Below are 19,883 nucleotides of genomic sequence, written 5' to 3' on the forward strand. Positions count from 1 at the left end.
AGTGTGGTAGAATAACCTTGTACCCACATATTGAAAGGAGTTTGACATGGATCGGATTTTAAAAGACATTAAACCAAAAGTAGTATTTGAGTATTTTGAAGCCTTAACACGTATTCCAAGAGAATCTGGCAACGAAAATGAAGTGGCAGCTTATTTGGAAGAATTTGGTAAATCGCTGGGTCTTGAAACCAAGAGAGATACTGTAAACAATGTCATTATCTCAAAACCAGGGACACCAGGTTATGAAACGGCGCCGCATGTAATTTTGCAAGGGCACACGGATATGGTGTGTGTTAAAAAAGATGACTTGACTTTTGATTTTAACAAGGATCCGATTCCGATCTATGTGGACGGCGATTTTATTCGTACAAAGGGAACGACACTAGGCGCGGACAATGGCATTGCAGTGGCAATGGCTATGAGTATTCTAGCGTCAAATGATCTTTCCCACCCACCGATTACAGCCCTTTTTACAACCGCTGAAGAAACGGGAATGGATGGGGTTATGGGACTTGAAAAAGGGTCTGTTGCTGGCGATATTTTAATTAACCTCGATTCGGAAGAAGAAGGCGTCTTGCTTGCATCGTGTGCGGGTGGCGTCAATAATATAACAGAATTGCCAATTGAATTTTCAAAGGAAAATCCATATGATGCAGCATTTAAAGTGGTCATTCAAGGCTTAGCTGGCGGTCACTCTGGGATTGAAATTCATAAAAATAGAGCCAATGCTATAAAGTTGCTTGGCCGGACGCTTTCCATTATGAGAGGGCATTTCCCATTTGCGCTTTTTGAAGTTGCAGGTGGTGAAAAAATGAACGCAATCGCTAAACGGTCAGAGTTTAAGTTTGCCTTACCGGGCAGTGAAGTAATGCTTATGGAATCACTCCTACCGAGCATAGAGTCAACGTTTAAAACTGAATTTGAAGTTTCAGATCCTGGAATTCAAATTATTTTTGAGGAAATAGAGGTGCCGGAAAAAATCTTTACCCAAAAGACAACATTAGCGGTGGAAACGCTTTTGAGGTTGACCCCATTTGGTGTTCAGACAATGAGTGCTGGCATGCCGGGACTGGTTGAAAGTTCAAATAACCTTGGTGTACTTGAGCAAGTTGATGGCACGATCCGATTGACCAACGCCATTCGAAGTTCTGTAAAGTCATTGAAGCAAGCTCTGAATGAAGAGATGACTTTGCTCAGTGAGTGGATTGGGGCCAAAAACTATCAAGTGGCGGATTATCCAGAATGGCCTTTTAAAGTGGAATCACCAACCAGAGACTTGATGAAAAAAGTTTATCAAGATCTGTTTGATAAAGAACTTAAAGTTGATGCCATCCACGCAGGGCTTGAATGTGGTTTCTTAAAAGAGAAAATTGGCGATATAGATATGGTTTCGTTAGGACCAGATTTATTTGATGTTCACACACCCAATGAACACATTAGTATTTCTTCTACAGAACGCGTCTATAATTTTGTGTGTGACGTGTTGAAACACATTAAATAAAAAATAAGATCCCGTCCACAGAGATAAATTTGGGCGGGATTTTTTATAGTCTTTAGAGGAGACCACCGCCAATGACGGCATCGCCTAGATAAGCTACAATGGCCTGACCTTTGGCTGGTGCTCGGGTGGGAACCTCAAAATGAATTAAGCCTGTACCCTGTTTGAGTTGCAGGGTGGCAGGATAAAAATGAGACCATTGACTGGTTTTTACCCTGACGTTTAAAGGCTCTCTTTTTAAGCGCCCCAAAAGAGAAGGTTGAATGATGTGGAAAGCGTTAACTGTAAGGGATTCTACATAAATGTCTTCTTCTTTTCCAAGAATTACTTGGTGTTTTATAGGGTTTATGCCTGTAACGACATATTTCCCGGATAGAGATGGGCCGAGTTTGCGTTTTTGACCGATGGTGTAGTTGGCTGTGCCGAGATGGTGGCCTAGGTATTTTCCTGATTGATCCACAAATTTCCCGGGCTTAGCAGCTGGATTGTTATACGTCTTTAAGAAGTGAACATGACTTTTCCGATTGATAAAACAGATGCCTTGACTGTCTCTTTTTTTAGAAAAGTCTTTACAGATCGATTCAAATGAACGGCGAACTTCCGCTTTGTTACGAACATGACCAAGTGGGAATAGGATTTTATCAAGCTGATTTTGTGTAAGATGAAATAGAATATAAGATTGGTCTTTTTTTTGATTTTTTGCTTGTTTTAAAATTAGTTCACCTGTTTTAGGGTGGCTAATGCACTGGGCATAATGTCCCGTGGCAAAGCGTTCTGCACCAAGTGTAAAGGCATCAGTCATCAGTTTTCCATATTTGATTGCTTGATTGCAATGCACACATGGATTTGGGGTTTGACCAGTTGCATAACTTTCCATAAATAAGTCTACAATTTCAGTTTTGAAAGTTTGTCTGTAGTCTAAAACATGGTGCTTAATCCCCAGTAAAGATGCAATTTTTGATGCACTTTCTAGTTCTTCAGTTTGGTGGTCAAATAACCACAGTGTTAAGCCAATGACACTTGCACCTTGTGACTTAAGGTAGTGGGCTGTGGTACCACTATCAATACCACCACTTAAACCAACGGCGACCTTCATTAGAGTTCACGTCCTTTTCCAAGAAAGGCAATCGCCACCATACCTGGGCCAACATGTGAAGCGATGGTCATGGAAAGCTCGGAGATTATAATTTCAAGGTTTGGATAAGTTGAACGAATTGTGTCTGACATTCTAAGGGCATCATCTATGGCATTGCCATGTCCTACTAGGACCACATTTGTACGATTTTCTTCGTAGTGTTCTTCCAGTTTTGAAATTAAGAAATTTAAGGATTTTTTTCGGCCTCTTACGGTTCCATAGGGTTTTAGATAGCCTGCTTGATCTACAATTAAAGTGAGTTTTACATTCAGGACTGTTCCAACTGCTGCAGTTGCCGTGTTAATTCGGCCCCCTTTTTTGAGGAAAAACAAGTCGTCTACACCGAACCAGTGCTGAGCGTTCAGGTGGTTGTCTATAATAAAGCGCTCAATTGCGTCTGCTGTTGCGCCGGATTCGGCCATTTTAACTGCTTCTATAACTAAGACACCTAACCCTATTGAAGCAGATTTTGTGTCTATGACGTGGAGTTGGGCATCCGGATAGTCTTCAAGAACAAGTGACTTAGCAAGTAAAGCAGAGTTATAAGTTCCACTGAGTGCAGCAGAAAACCCAATGTATATTATGTGTGCGCCAGCTTCGAGTGATGACTTAAATGCATCTGTAAAGCGATGAACATTGATTTGAGATGTTGTTGGTAAAATTCCGTTTCTTAATTTGCTATAAAATTCTGCATGCGAATAGGATTGGCCTAAATCGTCTATGATCTCTTCGGTTTCAATTTGAATTGGCATACCGAGTACTTGAAGTGCGTCTTGATGTTTAAGGACATAATCCAGTGGTAAATCACAGCAAGAATCGGTAATGATTTTAACGGTCATGTGTCGCCTCCTAAGTTGTAGAGTGTTTGTGCTTAAAGTGTGTTCTCACGTAAGATGAAAATGCAACCAGTTTTAAAGCAACTGCCAAGAAGATTAAATACTTTAAAAAAGATGCGCCTGGGAATCCGATTACCAAAATAATGGCTAGAAAGAAGATGAAACTTGCCAATTTGCCAAAATTATTAGATGGGATAATTTCTTTTTCTTTCTTAAAGAAAAAAAAGATTCCCATTAAAATCATAAAAACTTCCTTAAGGTACATAATTCCAATTACCCATAGGGGTACTATGCCGTCTACAAAGAGGGCAGTCAATGCAGCTAAAAGCATGAGTTTATCTGCAAGAGGATCTATAACGGTTCCAATGGCGGTAATGAGGTTGTACTTTCTAGCGATATAACCATCAAGAATATCTGTTATACCTGCTAAAATATAAGTTATAAGTGCGTATAAATGTGCATTTTCGATATTTGAAAAATAAATAATAAGAAAAATAGGGACTAAAATCAAACGAATTAGGGTTAAAATATTGGGTATATGCTTCACGAATTCACCTCCTTTTCATTTATTATAACTGATTTTCGCAACAGATTCCAACCTTAAAGAAATGTTTAAAACCACACTTGAAGAGGTATAAAATCAAAATCACAATATAGGAGGTCAAAATGAAAAAATTCTTGTGGCTACTGGCCATTTTAACGGTACTTGTATCTGTGGCATCATGTTCAGATGCTAACCTTGATGAAACGGGTGAAGAACACTCGGTATTAAGAGTTGGCATGGAACTTAAGTATCCACCTTTTGAGACGAAAGATGCATCTGGCAATCCAGAAGGCGTGTCTGTTATGCTTGCAGAGGCTCTAGGTGACTACTTGGATGTGGAAATTGAGATTGTGGATACGGCATATGCCAGTTTAATTCCAGCGCTTGAACAGGGAAACATAGACATCATCATTTCGTCTATGACCATAACACCAGCGCGTGAAGAATTGGTGGATTTTTCGATACCTTATACCAATAGCCAGTTGATGTTGTTGGCACATAAGGATTCCATCGTTCAATCTCCGGATGATTTAAACAATCCAGAAGTTGTAATCGCATCTAAATCTGGAACCATTGGCGCTTTATGGGCAGCTGAAAATGCACCGCTTGCAAAAATTCTTAATGTTGAAGAGGAAGCCAGTGCGGTTCTTGAGGTGGCTCAAGGAAGTGCAGATGTTTTTATTTACGACCCACTTTCAATTATCCGCCATCATGAAAATTACAAAGAGACCACCCGGACTATTTTAGAGCCACTTCCCAATACAAAGGGGTGGGGTATTGCAATGCGTAAAGGTGAAACAGACCTTAAAAATCAGATTGATGCATTTATAGAAGAGGCTAAAACGGATGGAACCTATGAAACCATTCGGGAAGCTTACTTAAAGGAGAAAATTGAGGAATTCGAAAGTTATGGGTTGGAGTTTTTCTTTTAAAAAATATAAGGAGGGCGGCATAAGTTGCAGCCCTTTTTAATTGGCTAAGGAGACCATATGCGAAAAAAATCAGGATTTGTTGCAGCTGCGGCACTGTATGTCGTGTTTTATTTGTTTGTCGCTTCTCAAGCGCTGGAAAGGACCATTGATTTCTCCAGTTATTTGGCATATGCCCCTGTAATTTTTAGAGGTTGGCTGACGACCATTGCCATTAGTCTTGTTTCATTGATTCTTGCTATTTTAGTTGGACTTATACTTTATTTAATGCGGGAATCCAAATTTTCTGTTTTGTTCTATTTGGCAGAAATTCATAAGACGATTATATTTGGAACGCCACTTGTGGTTTTGGCTATGGTTGCTTATTTTTACATTGGGGATGCTTTTGGAATCAAGTCTAAATTTTGGGTTGGTGCAATTGCGTTGGCTTTTTACATTGGCGCTTATATTGCAGATATTTATAAGGGGGCTGTCGAGAGCATTCATATCAATCAGTGGCAGACGGCAAAAATGTTTGGATTTACAAGATACCAGACCTACCGTTATGTTGTATTGCCTCAGGTTATAACTTCTATTCTTCCCCCTCTGACGGGTCAATTGACCATGACAATTAAAAGCAGTGCCATACTTGCTTATATGGCGACAGATGAATTTTTGAACACCATCAGGACGGTTCAAGCAATTGGATTTAGATACCCAGAGGGGTTTATGATTACGATTTTAGGCTATTTGATATTGACTGTTCCCTTGATTGTTCTGGTGGGAAAACTTGAAAAAAAATTAAATTATAAGGTGTAACTATGAAACTTAAAATTGATGATTTATACAAGCATTACGATCAAAAGGGTGTAATTGAAGGGTTGTCTTTGGATCTTAAGGATCTAAAAATTTTATCGTTGATTGGGGCTTCGGGAAGTGGAAAATCGACACTACTCAGATTGATTGCGGGACTTGAAGTTTATGAGAGCGGGTCGATTGAAGTAAATGGACATTCCGTAACGGCAGATGCAAGTAATGATTACCGAAAGAAAGTTGGGTTTGTTTTTCAAGACCACAATCTTTTTAACCACTTGAGTATTTTTGAAAATATTATGTTGGTGTTAGAGAAAGTACATCATCGGAATAGGGGTGAAGCTGAAGCGGAAGTGACTCAATTGTTGGATCAATTTGGTCTTTTAGAACATGCCCATAAGAAACCACATCAAATTAGCGGTGGTCAAGCACAACGCGCTTCTATTGCAAGGGCAATGGCAATCAAACCGGATTTAATTCTTTTGGATGAACCAACTTCTTCATTAGACCCTGTTTTGACGTATGAAGTTTTAAACGCGGTCAGGAAATTAGCAGAGAAGTCTATTGATTTTATCATTGTAACCCATGAAATTGGATTTGCGAAAAATATAGCCGACCACATTGTGTTTATGGCGGCAGGTAAAATTATTGAACAGGGGTCAGCAGATATTTTAAATGCACCTAAAACCAATGAACTCAAGAGTTTTTTAGATAAAATTCTGACCTACAATAGCCCTGAATTGTAAAGAGTTTGTAAACGAGAGGGGACGGTACTTGAATTTTGGAATTGAGTCTGTTATACTCAACTAGAAAGTTGGTGATTTCATGGCGAGAAAGGCAAGAGAAGCAGACGAATTTGGCGTCTACCATATTGAACAGTCCAGTGTTCAAGGGCGGTTACTTTTCAATGACGATGGGGACAGAGCCTATTTTCTCGAAATACTCAATCAGGCCAAGCGCAAATTTGGTTTTAGACTTTTTGCTTATTGTTTAAGAAATTCCAATACCTATCATTTGATTATTCATGTGAATGGTGGCGATTTGTCAAAAATCATGAAATCCATTCACATAGCGTATGCAATGCGATTTAAGGGACAAGGGAAGCTTTATAAGGATCGCTATAGAAGTACTTTAATTGAGGACGAACAGATGTACCTAGAAACCAAGCGCATGATTGAAGCCGATTGGGTTGAAGGAAACTGTTTTAACAGCGATAGCAATTATTGTGATACAAGTGGTCCTTTTGATGTTGCTTGTGAAGATTGTATACGGACTGTGGATGAAGCGAGAGCCAAGTTAACTGAAATTGCGCTTAAAGAAAAAGTAGATGTCCAAAAGTTAATGAAAGAAAAGAATAGGCGAAATCAATTGATTGTGGAACTTCGTAAAACAAGTCTTTTATCTTTAAAGGAAATTGGAGATATTTTTGGGGGCTTATCCGAGTCCACAATTTGCAAAATTCTTAAGAAGGAGTTGTAGGGATGGACTTTAAACTCGATATGAATTTGGGTGGTCAATTCAATAAAAGTCAAAAAAAATCATTTGATAAAAATGCTTTTTATGATGTGTTAATTGTTGGATCCGGGCCAGCTGGATTAAGTGCCGCCTTATACGCAAAACGAAAAGGGATGCGTGTGGGTGTGGTTTCAAACAAAAGTGGTGGTCAAGTTGTAGATACAACGTCTGTTGAAAATTATCTTGGAATTGATTTTGAAACCGGTGAAGGCTTGATTGAAAAATTTATGCATCATGTAGACACTTTGGATGTGCCCATGCTAAAAGATGTTGATGTTAAGACTTTTGAAAAAACAGATCAGGGTTTTGATTTGGTTTTAGGACGTGAAGAACGGTTAAAAACCAAAACACTTATTTTAGCAACTGGTAGTAAACCAAGAAAACTGGGTGTCAAGGGTGAGGACCAGTACCTTGGTAAAGGTGTAGCTTATTGTGCAATTTGTGATGGACCGCTTTTTGAGGGCCGAGATGTTGTTGTGGCAGGGGGTGGAAATTCTGCTGTTGAAGCTGCAATAGACCTTGCAAAAATTGCCAAAACGGTAACTTTGGTTCACAGAAGTGCCTTTAGGGCAGATCAAATTATAGTAGACAAACTCAGTGACCTTGAGAATGTAACCATCCATTTGCAAACTCAAATTGAAGAAATTGTAGGTGAACAGTTGGTTTCAGGAATTGTGGTTCGGGATAAAGCCACAAACGAAACCCGTACACTTAAGACAGATGGTGTTTTTGTTGAAATAGGTTACTTGCCAAATAACCAGTTGGTTGAGGGAAAACTAAATCTCAACGACCGAGGAGAAGTTATTGTCAACGCGCTTAATGAAACGTCTGAACCGGGTGTTTTTGCAGCTGGCGATGTAACCGATACACCTTATAAGCAAATTATAGTAGCGGCAAGTGAAGGTGCCAAGGCTGCTTTAACCGCCAATGATTTTGTAAATCGTGGCAACGCATAACTCTAAAGATTAAAAAGGAGAATTAAAATGGCTTTATTGAATGAAGAATTACAAGGACAATTAAAAGAAGTTTTTTCAGCAATGAAAAATGACATGACTTTGGCAGTATTTACGCAAAAGGGTGCATGCTATTCCTGTGAGGAAACGATTTCTTTTATGAAAGAAATTGAGGCGCTTAGTGATAAAATCCATTTAGAAACATTGGATTTAGAAGAAGACAGTGAAAGAGCAAAAGCTTATAATGTTGAAATGGTACCAAGTATTGTAATGTTAGATTCTGATAAGAAGTACCGTGGCGTAAAATTTAATGGGATCCCTGCTGGTCATGAAATCAATTCGTTTATTCCAGGGATTTTGGAAGTATCTGGATCAGGTGAGCCACTCCCAGAGGAATTTACAGCGCAACTTGAATCTGTAAAAAAACCAGTTAACATTAAGGTGTTTGTTACTTTAAGCTGTCCACATTGTCCAGGTGCGGTACAAAAAGCCCACAAGTTGGCACTTGAAAACTCGTTTATTGATGCAGAGATGATTGAGGCGCAAACATTTGATGAAATTTCAAATAAATTTAATGTTTCTTCAGTGCCAAAGATTGTAATCAATGATCAATATGAATTGGTTGGGAATCAGCCTTTAGAAGCTTTTCTTGAGGAAATAGCAAAGACACAGCAGTAATATTTATTTTAAACCGGGTATAGGGCTAGCGCCTGGTATCCGGTTTTTTTATGTTATAATCAAGTTGTGGAGGTGGTTGCAATGATTTGGACGTTGTTCTGGCTTTTGGTACTTGCAGCTGTTGGGTTTGGAAATCATTTCACAAAAGTTGCTTTATTTCCGGAAACATGGACCCATGAAGATGCACGAGAACGTGAACTTAAAGATCAGCCTTTAGAACTTGAATATTACGAAGTTTTAGAAAAAAAACCTTTTGAAGTAACTTCCCAGCATGGGTATCCTTTGAGGGGGATTCTTATAGAAACACCGGGTTCTACCCGCACAATGATATTTGTCCATGGGATTACCTATAATTTATATGGTGGTGTGAAATATTTAAAAATGTTTCATGAATGGGGGTATAATATTGTGCTCTATGATCAGCCCAATCATGGCAAAAGTGGTGGTGATGTTACAACTTTTGGCTATTACGAGAAACTAGATTTAGCGCAAATTGTTGATTATGTCGTGGTTAAATTGGGAAGTCATCAAGAGATAGGTTTACATGGGGAGTCTATGGGTGCAGCAACAGCGCTTCAACACGGGATATTGGATTCTCGAATAGCTTTTATTATTTCAGATTGTAGCTTTGACACGGCTTTTAATGAGTTTAAATATAGACTAAAGGTGGAAAAACATTTACCTGCTTTTCCTGTTTTATATATCGCATCATTTTTTTCCTATTTGAAGACAGGCGTTTTTTTCAGTGCTATGAATCCGCTTAAAGCTGTTTCTAAACTTAAGTTACCTGTTTTATGGATCCATGGATTGGCAGATGCCTATACACCATGCGCTCAAACGAAGACGCTCTATGACGCACACCCTGGCTTTAAACACCTTTATTTGGTTGAAGGCGCGACGCATGCAAAGGCCTATCAGGTAGATCCGCAGAAATATCGTGAAGTGGTGGCGTCTTTTATAGAAGCAATTGAAGAAAAGAAAAAGGGAGGCATTTAATGGCATTCAAATGGTTAATGGATTTGTATGAAGGGGCATATGTCTTAGATGAAAATCGAAAAATTGTGTTTTTTAACCCTGCTGCTGAAAGCATGACAGGTTTCAAAGCAACAGATGCAGTTGGTCGATTTGAACATGATAATCTATTGAATATTATTGATGAAAATGGGATGCAACTTAGTATTCTCCCGCGCTATAAAGAAGACGAACTGGTTTACATTCAACATGCTTTGGGCCATCGAATACCCGTTTACATGAAAACGCTCAAGCTTGAATCCGATTTGGAATCGTCTCTAATTGTTGAACTGTTTCATGAAGCCAAATCAAAAAGCACAAGTAGCTTAGCAAAGGGAACTTTGGATAGGGTCACGGGGCTTGCAAATAAAGGGTATGTGGCCTATCTTATTAAGCATCGATTGGCTGCCTATAAAGGTTTTGGCGTTCCGCTGGGTATTTTTATGGTGGATATCGATAATTTTGAAGCTATGAATCAGACCTATGGCAAATCCTTTTGTGATCGTATTTTCAAGATGATTGGCATGAGCTATAAGGCGTCCTTGCTGACGGCAGATCTGGTTGGCAGATGGCATGGAGATGCCTTTATTGTACTTATGGATTCCGTATCCCAAGCAGATATGCGGCGTATGGCTGAAAGACTCAGAATTATTGCAGAAAATAGTGCCATTAGAGGCGAGTTGTTTAAGGATGTTGAAGTGACAGTTTCCATTGGCGGTACTAAGATTCGAACAGATGACTCATATGAAAGTTTAATGGATCGGTTGGCAGTCAATTTAAAAACTGCCAAATCCAAGGGAGGAAATTCAAGTCATGTCAAATGATTTTGGAAGGGCTTTGATTGACTGGTATCATTTGGTTAAACGTGATTTGCCTTGGCGGGTTACGCAAGACCCCTATTGTATATGGCTCTCTGAGATTATGCTTCAACAGACGCAAGTGGTTACAGTCATTGGGTATTACAATCGGTTTATAAAAAAATACCCAACTGTAAATGCGCTTGCACAGGCAAATGAATCTGAGGTTTACAAATTGTGGGAAGGCTTGGGTTATTATAGCAGGGCTCGAAATCTCATCCGGTGTGCAAAAGAAATTGTAGAATCCTATGAGGGAAAGTTTCCCCAAACTGTTGAGGGGTTGAAAAAACTCCCGGGAATAGGCCCTTACACGGCAGGTGCAATTGCCAGCATTGCATTTAATGTCAAAAGCCATGCGGTAGATGGCAATGTTATGCGGGTCATATCACGCATCAAAATGTTAGAGGCAGATGTAAGGAATCCTAAAAATAGAGTTGTATTTGAATCGGAAGTAATGCGGCTTATGGTTAACGATTCAGGTGATTTTAATCAGGGGTTGATGGAACTTGGTGCAACAATTTGTACACCTAAATCCCCGAAATGCCATATTTGCCCAGTTCAAAGTTTCTGTATGGCCTACTCGAGTGAAACCCAGTTAAATTACCCAGTTAAAACCCCAACCCCCAAAAAAGAACGGCTTCGGATGGCGGTTGTGATATTGAAACACAAGGGGGCGTATTTGATGCATTTGCGTCCAGTGGGCGGGCTCCTGTCAAATTTATGGGGCTTTCCAGTTGTTCAGGTTGATGGGGAATGTCAGTCGCCAGAAAGGCTGGCAAGGGAATATTTGGCTTCGGATTTTGGGATTCAAGTAAAATTTGACAAAGAAACCAAAGGGAAAACGCATATTTTCACACATTTAATTTGGGAAATGACCCTGTACCATTATGATCTTATTGAAATGCCTGATTTAATTGAAGATCCTGAAATAGCGTGGGTTGAGCCCAGTGCATTTTCGGACTATGCTATTCCTACGGCTTTTAAGAAATTATTGGATTTACTATAAAGACATATAAGGGGGATGTATGTGGAGTGCTCTTTTAGAGAAGGCGCTTGAGGATCCTGCGCGAAATTATTTTATCTGTCAAACTGTAATTAAAGGTGCCAGCGCTTATGATGACGTTGTAACATTATGCGGTGGAACGGTAACACTTCTGAAACGAAAATCTGGGACAATTCAACTCTTGATAAGTGATAGGAAACCGGATTTAGGGGTATATTTTGAGATAGTTCAGTTTTTAAGGACGCTAAGCTGGACTCAGGTTATTGTGACGCGGGATCATATGCTTGGTCTAACGGCTTGTGGCATCGATGCAAGGGTTAAGCCGGGAAGCTATTTGGCAGCTTGTTCGCCTGTAAATTGGAAATGCCACCCTGTAAAGCATGTTGCGTCTAATATGGTTGCGTCGGATTTAGAGGCTGTTATTCAATTGTATCAAGGTGTATTTAGAGGCTTTTCGCCTATTGAATACATGCGTGAAAAGATAAAATCTGGCAGGGGCAGGGGTATGATCGTTCGAAAAAACGGCAGACTTTGTAGTGTTGCACAGTCAGATTTTGAAACTCAAGATTTTGCTTTGATTGTAGGCGTTGCAAGTGCTGAAGATCTTAGAAAAAGAGGGTATGGTGAAGCTGCTTTTAAAGCTTTAGGTGAGGGTCTGATCCAAGAGGGTAAGACGTTACATTTAATCTATGAAAATGATATTGCAGGGGCACTTTACGCAAAATATGGATTTGAGGTTTATGATCAAAATTATCATTTGGAAAGGAATTAGTCATGAAGAATATTGTGATGTTTACAAGTTCAACTTGTCCGCATTGTAAGTCGGCCAAACAGTTTTTAGATGAAAAAGGGTATAAATATGTGGAACGCAACGTTCAGCTTGATCCTTTAGCCCAGCAGGAAATGGTTCAGAGAAAATTGATGGGTGTCCCTTCTTTTGTTATTGGTGACGAAACAATTGTCGGGCTTGATAAGCATAAAATTGAAGCTTTAATTGATTACACAGTTGAAAAATGTCCCGAGTGTGGTCAACGGGCAAGGGTGCCAAAGGGAAAGGGCAAAGTAAAGGTCAACTGTAAAAGTTGTGGCAATGCCTATGTGGTCCTCACAAAATCCATGTGGCAGCAAGGAGGCTGATATGAATGTACTTTTGCTTTACAATCCAAAAGCTGGAACGCGTGTATTTCCAGATGAATTAGACCGTGTGATTGAAGCTTTTCAAAATAAAGGCAAACAGGTGATTCCACATCGCCTTTCAGGCACAGACCAGATGGAAGCCTTTTTAAAAAATCAAGATATGGAATCCGTTGAAAAAATTTTAGTTGCAGGTGGTGATGGCACCATTCACCAAGTGGTAAACACCATGATGCATCTCGATATTCATAAGCCAATTGGAATATTTCCAACAGGGACTGCAAATGATTTTTCACAGTATTTTGGGATTCCTAAAGATATTGATGGCATGATAAAGGTTGCACTCCGCGATACAGTTGCTCATGTAGATGTTGGAAAGGTTAATGACCGATATTTTATTAATGTTGCCAGTTTTGGAAATTTAGTGGACATTAGTCAGCGGGTTAATGAGCAGGCAAAAAACGTTTTAGGCGTATTGGCCTATTATATAAAAGGAATTGAAGAATTCCCGAGGCTAAAATCTATTCGTGCAACTTTTGAACTCGATGATGGTCATATGGAAGAAGACATTTTTTTCGCTTTGGTTATGAATGGAAAATCCGCTGGGGCTTTTCGAAAACTTGCGCCTTTTTCAGATATCAGTGATGGTCTTTTAGATGTTTTGATTTTTAAAAAGTGCCCTGTGATTGAAATTGTCCTCTTATTGATGCAAGTGGTTAACGGAGAACACCCTAAAAGTGATCATATTATTTATGCAAAGGCTTCACGCATTAAAGTTTCATGTCAGGCAGACCTGACTTCGGACCTTGACGGTGAAGCGGGACCGCCTTTACCACTTGAAATTCAAGTCGAACAAAAGCGACTTCAAATTATAAAATAGAAAGGAAAATGGTATGGATATTGGTATTATTGGACTTGGGAAAATGGGCTACGCACTGGCTTTAAATATGCGAGATCAAGGGTATAAAGTTGTTGCGACAAATAGGTCCCCTGAAAAAGTGGATGAAATTGCAAAAGAAGGTGTCGTGGGGGTTAAATCAATTGAAGAATTGGTGGCTGCCTTTGGCGAAAAACGAAAAGTGATTTGGTTGATGGTTCCTGCAGGCCAACCTGTTGATGATATGATTGAAACGCTTTTACCGATGTTACGAGAAAGAGATATCGTCATAGATGGTGGCAATTCAAATTTCAATGACACCGTGAGGCGGCATGCTTATTTAAAAGACAAGGGAATTGCATTTCTTGATGTCGGCACGAGTGGTGGTACTGAAGGTGCACGTCATGGTGCCTGTCTGATGATGGGTGGGGATACAGAGCCCGCTGAATATGTGGCCCCAATGCTGAAAGCACTTGCTGTGGAAGGTGGATTTGGCTATTTTGGTGCGCCAGGAAGTGGCCATTATGTGAAGATGATTCACAATGGCATTGAATATGGGATGATGCAAGCCATTGGAGAAGGATTTGATATTTTAAAAGCGTCTGAATTTGATTTGGATTTTGAACTGGTATCTAAAGTCTGGAGCAATGGGTCTATCATTGAGGGTCTTTTAATGCGGTTGATGCATGAAGCGTTTAAATCGGATCCAAATCTGGATGAAATTGTGGGCAAAGTGGATGCTTCTGGTGAAGCGGATTGGACCGTTCAGGAATCGATTCGTCTCAAGGTGTCTGCGCCTGTTATTTCTCAGTCTTTGTTTACACGTTATAAATCCAAGGATGATGTTCGATTTTCTGAAAAATCAGTGGCTGCCCTTAGAAACCAATTTGGCGGACACAAAGTCTATAAGGCGTAAGGGGCGATTGGATGCTATTTACTATATTTGGTGCAACGGGGGATTTGACAACAAAAAAATTGATTCCCGCACTCTACAATCTTTATTTTGAAGAAGAAATGCCTGAAAATTTTAAGGTTATCAATATTGGACGTAGGGCGTATACATCTGAAGCATTTGTAGATGAAATTCGGGAAAAAATGTCCGGTGACTATCCAAGGTGGGAAGCGTTTAAGAAACATCTTTTGTATTTTCAAATGGATTTTTCAAATTCTGAAGCCTACCCTGATTTTAAAAAATTCGTGGAAGACTTGCCTGGTCAGTACAGAAATCGCATATTTTATCTGGCCACAGCGCCACGGTTTTTCCCAATTATTGCACAAGCCTTAATTCAATGTAAAATGATCCGGCGAGATGATTTTAGAGAAAAAATTGTTTTTGAGAAACCTTTTGGTGAAGATCTTGCGAGTGCAAAGGCTTATAACCGTTTGCTTCTTGAAGCGATCGATGAATCCCAAGTGTTTCGGATTGACCATTATTTAGGAAAGGAAATGCTTCAAAATATTTTAATGGTGCGATTTGCCAATAAGATATTTGAAAACATTTGGAATTCAGAAAGCATAGAGAGTGTTAAGATTTATGCGATGGAAACAGAATCAGTCAAGCAAAGGGGTGGCTATTATGACCATTCTGGTGCTTTAAAGGACATGGTTCAGAATCATTTGTTTCAAACCTTGTCTTTAGTAGCTATGGAACCTCCTGGCGGCCTTAATGACAACTTGATTAAAGATGAAAAAGTTGCGGTATTGGACAGGGTTAGAGTATCTGATGAGGTCATATATGGTCAGTATGCAGGCTACCAGAATGAAAAAGGGATTGCCCCCGCGTCAACCACTGAAACTTTTGTCGGCTTAAAATTGTATATTGACACACCGAGATGGAAAGAGACGCCATTTTATTTGGTAACAGGTAAGATGATGTCTAAAAAAAGAGCGGGAATTGAAATTACCTTTAAGGATGCAACTTGCTTTTTTGAGAAGGGAATGCCTAAAAAGAACAAACTCTTCATTGAAATATTTCCAAGAGAAGGTCTGGTGCTTCAGTTTAATGGGAAAGCGCCAGGGCTTGCCGCTTATACGATGCCTATGAAACTGGATTATTGCCATTTGTGCAATGTGGTTGGAAATTCACCTGAGGCCTACGAAAAACTTATATCTGATGTGGTGCATAATGATGCATCTTTATTTACCAGATGGGATGAAATCGAAAGTTCTTGGCGCATTATTGATGCGATGATTGAAAAAAAAGGCCTCTCAAAACCTGTAATTTATGGGTCTGAGTCCGAAATTTTATCTGAATGTGAAAAACGATGGAAGGAGCCGGTTTTTGATGAAGACATGGATTGATATCACAACACCTATCTCGGAAGACATGATGGTTTATAAAAATAAACCGGTCAAAATGACGAAAATTGAAACGCGTGCAACCCATGCAAAAGACGGATATCATGAAAGTACCTTGCATATGGATTTGCATGCAGGGACCCACATTGACATGCCACTTCATATGGTTGATGGCGGATTGGATTCTACGGATTTTGACGTAGCATCTGTAAATGGGCCTTGTGTGGTTGTAGATTTTTCAAATGAAAAAGAAGCGGAAGTGACGGCTTCTTTTCTGGAAAAGCAGGCCATTCAACCGGGTGATATTGTTGTGATTAAAACAAAAAATGCCTATGCCAAGGTTTTTGATGCAAATTATGATTATCTGGAAGCATCGGGCGCAACATATCTTAAAGATCTCGGGGTTAAAGCAGTGGGCATTGATGCTCTGGGAATTGAACGCAGCGATCCAGACCATCCAACACATACAATCCTTTTAACAAATGGAATTCCCATTATTGAAGGGCTGAAATTGGATGCTGTATCAGGTGGGCGGTATGACTTTATATGTCTTCCACTTAAAATTGTAGGCGTTGAAGGGCTGCCAGCTCGAATTTATTTAGATCCAAAATAAAGAAATTGAGGAGAAAGAATATATGAAGAAAATTGTACTTGCAGGTGGCTGTTTTTGGGGAATGGAAGCTTATTTTGAAAGGTTTGATGGGATTTTAAGGACGGAAGTCGGTTATGCAAACGGCGATACGGCAAATCCCACTTATCAAGAGGTTTGCACCAATACAACTGGCCATGCTGAAGTTCTTCTGTTGGAATACAATCCAGAGGTGATGCCTTTAGAATCAATTTTAGAACACTTTTGGAAGGTTATTGATCCGACGCTACTCAATCGACAAGGTGGGGATATAGGCTCTCAGTACCGAACGGGCATTTATTATGTTGACGACGCGGAACTGGACCTGCTTTTAAGGTCTAAAAATAAGGAACAAGAAAAACACAAAAAGCCAATTGTAACTGAAATTGAGCCTTTGAAGTGCTATTATCCAGCTGAGGACTACCATCAGAACTATTTAAAGAAAAATCCAGGTGGGTATTGCCACATTCATTTTTAAAAGAAATCCCCGTGCCTTATGCGTTCAAAAACCGTATAAGGCACGGGGATTTTTTATTTAAAGAGTTCAGTGTTGATTTGAATGCCAGTTTTGGTTGTGGCAAGACCACCCAATGAAGTCTCTCTTAGGGACGGTGGCAAGGCTTTTCCAACCCTATACATGGCTTCGACGACTTCGTCAAAAGGGATGATGCTTTCAATGCCTGAAAGCGCCATTTCTGCACACATTAAAGCGTTGGCTGCCCCCATGCCATTACGCTTGGCACATGGGCTTTCCACAAGTCCTGCAACGGGGTCACACACAAGGCCCAAAAGATTTTTAAGACACATAGCGGCTGCGTGAAAGGCTTGATCTGGTGTGCCGCCCATCATATGGACAACTGCGGCAGAAGCCATGGCGGATGCTGTACCAACCTCAGCTTGACAACCACCTTCAGCGCCTGAAATGGAAGCGTTTCGGGCGATTAAACTGCCTACCAGATTTGAAGCCAATAACCCTTCGATCAGATCGTTTTCCTTTAGGTCAAAACGTTCTTTGGTTGTTATAAGTACAGCAGGCAAAACGCCACAAGATCCGGCTGTAGGTGAGGCGACAATTTTTCCCATAGACGCATTGACCTCCATGGTGCTAAGGGCATAACTGACCGCTGTTGCAATGGTTTTGCCACATACTGTTTTATTGTGATCGTATCTTTTTTTTAGAAGAACGCTGTCGTTTCCGATAATTTTACCTTTGATTTTATTGTCTTCATCCGTAATCCCAAGGTGAACAGCGGAAGTCATGACGTTTAAAACGTTTCTAAGGTAATCTCTTATATATCCATAACTTTTTCCTGTCTTTTGGATTTCATAATCTATGGAGGCCTGAGCCAAGGAAACTTTGTTTTCTTTGCAGTGCTTTAAGATATCGGTGCTGTATGAAAATTTCATAGGCCCTCCTACTCGTAAATTTTGTTTATAACAGTAACGTAAAGCATACCGTCCATTCGAATGAGTTCATCAATGATGCTTTGGTCAATGTCTTCATCTGTTTCGATAATTCCAATGGCCTTTATCCCTTTTTCTTCCCTATAGAGTTTCATAAAAGCAATGTTGATGCGATTTTCTGAAAGAATGGTAGTGATTCTTGTCAGCATCCCTGCGCTGTCTTTGTGGTGGGTGACAAGTGTGTTGTATTCGCCAGTGTATTGAACGTTAATGCCGTTGATGGATTCGATGACCATTTTGCCACCACCTATTGAAACACCTACGATTTCCCATGTCTCTAGACGGTTGGTTTTAGCGATTATTTTAACGGTGTTTGGATGGTTTTGTTCATCTTCAGAAGTTTCAAAAGTGTAATTGAGTCCTTTGTGCTTGGCCATTTGAAAGGCATCTACAAGGCGCTCGTCATCTGGACGCAACCCTAGAAACCCACCGAGTAAGGCAATGTCAGTTCCGTGGCCTTTGTAGGTTTTGGCAAACGAACCATATAAAATGAATTTAACTTCTGTGATCTCAAATTTTATGATGTTCTTTGCAGTATAACCAATTCTGCAGGCGCCAGCTGTATGCGAACTGGAAGGGCCAATCATTACAGGCCCTATAATGTCAAAAAGTGTGTAATCTTTCATTTAAAATCTCCTATATTAAAGATTTTGAAACTTTTAGGTAAAGGGTCGTTTATTTCGGGTATAACTATTTTGTATTCATTTTATTTTAACATAAGAGGAGATAAATGTATGAAAAAAGCGACGATTAACGGAAAAGACTTTTACGATTATTTGCGGTTTGGCGCTGAAGAGGTCTATAGCGGCAAAGACGACTTGAATCGAATCAATGTATTTCCCGTGAAAGATGGTGATACTGGAACCAATTTGGCTTTGACTATAAATTCCATTGTGGATGAAACTGAAATCTCTGAAGACTTTAACGTCGTTATCCAGTCCATGTCTGATGCTGCTTTTGAGAGTGCACGTGGGAATTCGGGGATTATTTTTGCGAGTTTTTTAAATGGCTTTTCCAGTGCTTGTGGCCAGCTTAGAACTGTATCAATGGAAGATTTCAGCAATGGTGCAACGTTAGCGGTTCAAGAAGCTTATGCTGCAGTGGCATCTCCAGTTGAAGGCACAATGTTAACGGTTATTAGAGAGTGGGCAGACTATATACGTGACAATCACAGCAAACATCACTATTTTAGCGATTTGCTTGAAGCAGCTTACACCCGGGCTAAAATAGCCCTTGAAGAAACGCCTGAAAAATTGGAAGTCCTTAAAAGGAGCAAGGTGGTAGATTCCGGTGCAAAAGGTTTTGTTTTGTTTTTATCTGGAATTAACCGGTTGCTTTCTGAAATTAAAACAGCAGCTTTTTCAGATAAAACAGTTTCTGAAAACCCAAGAGTTGATTGAAAGAGAACAGATTCATGTTTTGTCTCTAGGCCTTATAGCGGACGAGAGTGTGTATTTGGACAAACTTACAGTTACTCAGAAGAACATTCAAACGATATTGGATTATTCAAAGACATATCCAAGCAGTACCCAGGCGGATTTAAAACAAATCAAAGCAAAGTTGGAATGGATGACCGCACATTATGAGGGAATTGTTATTGTGAGTGTGGCATCGGCCCTAAGTGGCATGTATTCAAATTTTAACTAAAATAGCCGAGAAGTCCCCCGCCTCTAAGCCACCTTGCTCACGGAGTGAGAGTGCAGGTGGGGGATGAATCGACTTGTTTTTGAC

The 19,883-nt window shown here is 39.9% G+C and carries 23 protein-coding genes and 1 pseudogene; 19 read left to right on the forward strand and 5 right to left on the reverse strand.

All coding sequences use genetic code 11. The features are described from left to right. The first annotated feature begins 46 nt into the window (after positions 1 to 46). On the forward strand, positions 47 to 1,501 hold the full coding sequence (locus JOC49_RS10415; RefSeq protein WP_204664971.1) for an aminoacyl-histidine dipeptidase: 1,455 nt from the start codon (positions 47 to 49) through the stop codon (positions 1,499 to 1,501). A gap of 52 nt (positions 1,502 to 1,553) precedes the next feature. Here the strand turns inward: JOC49_RS10415 and mnmA are convergent, their stop codons facing one another. From mnmA to pgsA, 3 genes are read right to left on the reverse strand one after another with little or no spacing between them, the layout of a single operon-like run. Next, entirely contained in the window at positions 1,554 to 2,594 is a 1,041-nt protein-coding gene (gene mnmA, locus JOC49_RS10420; RefSeq protein WP_204664972.1) for a tRNA 2-thiouridine(34) synthase MnmA, read from the reverse strand. Further along, positions 2,594 to 3,472 (reverse strand): DegV family protein, encoded by an 879-nt coding sequence (locus JOC49_RS10425; RefSeq protein ID WP_204664973.1) that lies wholly within the window; start codon positions 3,470 to 3,472, stop codon positions 2,594 to 2,596. Before JOC49_RS10425 ends, mnmA begins: the two co-directional genes overlap by 1 nt. Before the next feature lie 10 nt (positions 3,473 to 3,482). Beyond that, positions 3,483 to 4,016, reverse strand: a complete 534-nt coding sequence (pgsA, locus tag JOC49_RS10430; protein WP_204664974.1) for a CDP-diacylglycerol--glycerol-3-phosphate 3-phosphatidyltransferase — start codon at positions 4,014 to 4,016, stop codon at positions 3,483 to 3,485. 119 nt (positions 4,017 to 4,135) lie between these two features. Here pgsA and JOC49_RS10435 point away from each other — a divergent pair, with 119 nt between their 5' ends. The 16 genes from JOC49_RS10435 (at position 4,136) to msrA (ending at position 17,166) form a co-directional block, all read left to right on the forward strand. After that, positions 4,136 to 4,945, forward strand: a complete 810-nt coding sequence (locus JOC49_RS10435) for a transporter substrate-binding domain-containing protein (protein ID WP_204664975.1) — start codon at positions 4,136 to 4,138, stop codon at positions 4,943 to 4,945. A gap of 57 nt (positions 4,946 to 5,002) precedes the next feature. Beyond that, on the forward strand, positions 5,003 to 5,740 hold the full coding sequence (locus JOC49_RS10440; RefSeq protein ID WP_204664976.1) for an amino acid ABC transporter permease: 738 nt from the start codon (positions 5,003 to 5,005) through the stop codon (positions 5,738 to 5,740). Positions 5,741 to 5,742: 2 nt separating this feature from the next. Continuing rightward, positions 5,743 to 6,480 (forward strand): amino acid ABC transporter ATP-binding protein, encoded by a 738-nt coding sequence (locus tag JOC49_RS10445; RefSeq protein WP_204664977.1) that lies wholly within the window; start codon positions 5,743 to 5,745, stop codon positions 6,478 to 6,480. 79 nt (positions 6,481 to 6,559) lie between these two features. After that, the gene (locus JOC49_RS10450; RefSeq protein ID WP_204664978.1) at positions 6,560 to 7,213 is read left to right on the forward strand and encodes a transposase; all 654 of its coding nucleotides are present in this window, start codon (positions 6,560 to 6,562) and stop codon (positions 7,211 to 7,213) included. Positions 7,214 to 7,215: 2 nt separating this feature from the next. Then, entirely contained in the window at positions 7,216 to 8,205 is a 990-nt protein-coding gene (locus tag JOC49_RS10455) for an FAD-dependent oxidoreductase (RefSeq protein WP_204664979.1), read from the forward strand. A 27-nt stretch (positions 8,206 to 8,232) separates the two neighbouring features. After that, complete coding sequence (gene pdo, locus JOC49_RS10460; protein ID WP_204664980.1) at positions 8,233 to 8,880, forward strand: protein disulfide oxidoreductase; 648 nt, start codon at positions 8,233 to 8,235, stop codon at positions 8,878 to 8,880. 81 nt (positions 8,881 to 8,961) lie between these two features. Continuing rightward, on the forward strand, positions 8,962 to 9,876 hold the full coding sequence (locus JOC49_RS10465; protein ID WP_204664981.1) for an alpha/beta hydrolase: 915 nt from the start codon (positions 8,962 to 8,964) through the stop codon (positions 9,874 to 9,876). Continuing rightward, positions 9,876 to 10,715 carry a sensor domain-containing diguanylate cyclase gene (locus tag JOC49_RS10470; protein WP_204664982.1) on the forward strand — a complete coding sequence of 280 codons (840 nt, stop codon included), beginning with the start codon at positions 9,876 to 9,878 and terminating at the stop codon, positions 10,713 to 10,715. The genes JOC49_RS10465 and JOC49_RS10470 overlap by 1 nt, the downstream gene beginning before the upstream one ends. Then, complete coding sequence (gene mutY, locus JOC49_RS10475) at positions 10,705 to 11,754, forward strand: A/G-specific adenine glycosylase (RefSeq protein WP_204664983.1); 1,050 nt, start codon at positions 10,705 to 10,707, stop codon at positions 11,752 to 11,754. Before JOC49_RS10470 ends, mutY begins: the two co-directional genes overlap by 11 nt. Before the next feature lie 19 nt (positions 11,755 to 11,773). Then, the gene (locus JOC49_RS10480) at positions 11,774 to 12,523 is read left to right on the forward strand and encodes a GNAT family N-acetyltransferase (protein WP_204664984.1); all 750 of its coding nucleotides are present in this window, start codon (positions 11,774 to 11,776) and stop codon (positions 12,521 to 12,523) included. A 2-nt stretch (positions 12,524 to 12,525) separates the two neighbouring features. After that, the gene (locus JOC49_RS10485; RefSeq protein WP_204664985.1) at positions 12,526 to 12,888 is read left to right on the forward strand and encodes a glutaredoxin family protein; all 363 of its coding nucleotides are present in this window, start codon (positions 12,526 to 12,528) and stop codon (positions 12,886 to 12,888) included. A 1-nt stretch (position 12,889) separates the two neighbouring features. After that, positions 12,890 to 13,765, forward strand: coding sequence for a YegS/Rv2252/BmrU family lipid kinase (locus tag JOC49_RS10490; RefSeq protein ID WP_204664986.1), 876 nt, complete (start codon positions 12,890 to 12,892; stop codon positions 13,763 to 13,765). Between the two features lie 13 nt (positions 13,766 to 13,778). Then, positions 13,779 to 14,678: a phosphogluconate dehydrogenase (NAD(+)-dependent, decarboxylating) gene (gene gnd, locus JOC49_RS10495; protein WP_204664987.1), complete on the forward strand. Its 900-nt coding sequence runs from the start codon at positions 13,779 to 13,781 to the stop codon at positions 14,676 to 14,678. An 11-nt stretch (positions 14,679 to 14,689) separates the two neighbouring features. Next, on the forward strand, positions 14,690 to 16,063 hold the full coding sequence (zwf, locus tag JOC49_RS10500; RefSeq protein WP_204664988.1) for a glucose-6-phosphate dehydrogenase: 1,374 nt from the start codon (positions 14,690 to 14,692) through the stop codon (positions 16,061 to 16,063). Then, the gene (locus tag JOC49_RS10505) at positions 16,047 to 16,673 is read left to right on the forward strand and encodes a cyclase family protein (protein ID WP_204664989.1); all 627 of its coding nucleotides are present in this window, start codon (positions 16,047 to 16,049) and stop codon (positions 16,671 to 16,673) included. The genes zwf and JOC49_RS10505 overlap by 17 nt, the downstream gene beginning before the upstream one ends. Positions 16,674 to 16,695: 22 nt before the next feature. After that, positions 16,696 to 17,166 (forward strand): peptide-methionine (S)-S-oxide reductase MsrA, encoded by a 471-nt coding sequence (gene msrA, locus JOC49_RS10510; protein ID WP_204664990.1) that lies wholly within the window; start codon positions 16,696 to 16,698, stop codon positions 17,164 to 17,166. A gap of 53 nt (positions 17,167 to 17,219) precedes the next feature. Here msrA and sdaAA read toward each other — a convergent pair whose 3' ends face one another. After that, positions 17,220 to 18,095 (reverse strand): L-serine ammonia-lyase, iron-sulfur-dependent, subunit alpha, encoded by an 876-nt coding sequence (gene sdaAA / locus JOC49_RS10515; RefSeq protein WP_204664991.1) that lies wholly within the window; start codon positions 18,093 to 18,095, stop codon positions 17,220 to 17,222. An 8-nt stretch (positions 18,096 to 18,103) separates the two neighbouring features. Next, a pseudogene (gene sdaAB, locus JOC49_RS10520) lies at positions 18,104 to 18,718 on the reverse strand (L-serine ammonia-lyase, iron-sulfur-dependent subunit beta); the annotation flags it as partial. A gap of 168 nt (positions 18,719 to 18,886) precedes the next feature. Here sdaAB and JOC49_RS10525 point away from each other — a divergent pair. Then, entirely contained in the window at positions 18,887 to 19,552 is a 666-nt protein-coding gene (locus JOC49_RS10525; protein ID WP_204664993.1) for a DAK2 domain-containing protein, read from the forward strand. Then, positions 19,545 to 19,799, forward strand: coding sequence for a DegV family protein (locus JOC49_RS10530; RefSeq protein WP_204664994.1), 255 nt, complete (start codon positions 19,545 to 19,547; stop codon positions 19,797 to 19,799). The genes JOC49_RS10525 and JOC49_RS10530 overlap by 8 nt, the downstream gene beginning before the upstream one ends. Positions 19,800 to 19,883 lie beyond the last annotated feature (84 nt).

Origin of the sequence: Fusibacter tunisiensis (assembly GCF_016908355.1) — a bacterium.
GTDB classification, from domain to species: Bacteria; Bacillota; Clostridia; order Peptostreptococcales; family Acidaminobacteraceae; genus Fusibacter_D; species Fusibacter_D tunisiensis.

Excerpts from the sequence above, each read along its gene's own strand:
- JOC49_RS10425 (WP_204664973.1), bottom strand. The coding sequence starts at position 3,472 with ATGACCGTTAAAATCATTACCGATTCTTGCTGTGATTTACCACTGGAT.
- JOC49_RS10465 (WP_204664981.1), top strand. The coding sequence starts at position 8,962 with ATGATTTGGACGTTGTTCTGGCTTTTGGTACTTGCAGCTGTTGGGTTT.
- JOC49_RS10445 (WP_204664977.1), top strand. The coding sequence starts at position 5,743 with ATGAAACTTAAAATTGATGATTTATACAAGCATTACGATCAAAAGGGT.
- mnmA (WP_204664972.1), bottom strand. The coding sequence starts at position 2,594 with ATGAAGGTCGCCGTTGGTTTAAGTGGTGGTATTGATAGTGGTACCACA.
- mutY (WP_204664983.1), top strand. The coding sequence starts at position 10,705 with ATGTCAAATGATTTTGGAAGGGCTTTGATTGACTGGTATCATTTGGTT.
- JOC49_RS10435 (WP_204664975.1), top strand. The coding sequence starts at position 4,136 with ATGAAAAAATTCTTGTGGCTACTGGCCATTTTAACGGTACTTGTATCT.
- gnd (WP_204664987.1), top strand. The coding sequence starts at position 13,779 with ATGGATATTGGTATTATTGGACTTGGGAAAATGGGCTACGCACTGGCT.
- JOC49_RS10470 (WP_204664982.1), top strand. The coding sequence starts at position 9,876 with ATGGCATTCAAATGGTTAATGGATTTGTATGAAGGGGCATATGTCTTA.
- JOC49_RS10505 (WP_204664989.1), top strand. The coding sequence starts at position 16,047 with ATGAAGACATGGATTGATATCACAACACCTATCTCGGAAGACATGATG.
- JOC49_RS10490 (WP_204664986.1), top strand. The coding sequence starts at position 12,890 with ATGAATGTACTTTTGCTTTACAATCCAAAAGCTGGAACGCGTGTATTT.
- JOC49_RS10455 (WP_204664979.1), top strand. The coding sequence starts at position 7,216 with ATGGACTTTAAACTCGATATGAATTTGGGTGGTCAATTCAATAAAAGT.
- JOC49_RS10480 (WP_204664984.1), top strand. The coding sequence starts at position 11,774 with ATGTGGAGTGCTCTTTTAGAGAAGGCGCTTGAGGATCCTGCGCGAAAT.
- msrA (WP_204664990.1), top strand. The coding sequence starts at position 16,696 with ATGAAGAAAATTGTACTTGCAGGTGGCTGTTTTTGGGGAATGGAAGCT.
- JOC49_RS10485 (WP_204664985.1), top strand. The coding sequence starts at position 12,526 with ATGAAGAATATTGTGATGTTTACAAGTTCAACTTGTCCGCATTGTAAG.
- sdaAA (WP_204664991.1), bottom strand. The coding sequence starts at position 18,095 with ATGAAATTTTCATACAGCACCGATATCTTAAAGCACTGCAAAGAAAAC.
- pdo (WP_204664980.1), top strand. The coding sequence starts at position 8,233 with ATGGCTTTATTGAATGAAGAATTACAAGGACAATTAAAAGAAGTTTTT.
- JOC49_RS10450 (WP_204664978.1), top strand. The coding sequence starts at position 6,560 with ATGGCGAGAAAGGCAAGAGAAGCAGACGAATTTGGCGTCTACCATATT.
- zwf (WP_204664988.1), top strand. The coding sequence starts at position 14,690 with ATGCTATTTACTATATTTGGTGCAACGGGGGATTTGACAACAAAAAAA.
- JOC49_RS10525 (WP_204664993.1), top strand. The coding sequence starts at position 18,887 with ATGAAAAAAGCGACGATTAACGGAAAAGACTTTTACGATTATTTGCGG.
- JOC49_RS10440 (WP_204664976.1), top strand. The coding sequence starts at position 5,003 with ATGCGAAAAAAATCAGGATTTGTTGCAGCTGCGGCACTGTATGTCGTG.
- JOC49_RS10415 (WP_204664971.1), top strand. The coding sequence starts at position 47 with ATGGATCGGATTTTAAAAGACATTAAACCAAAAGTAGTATTTGAGTAT.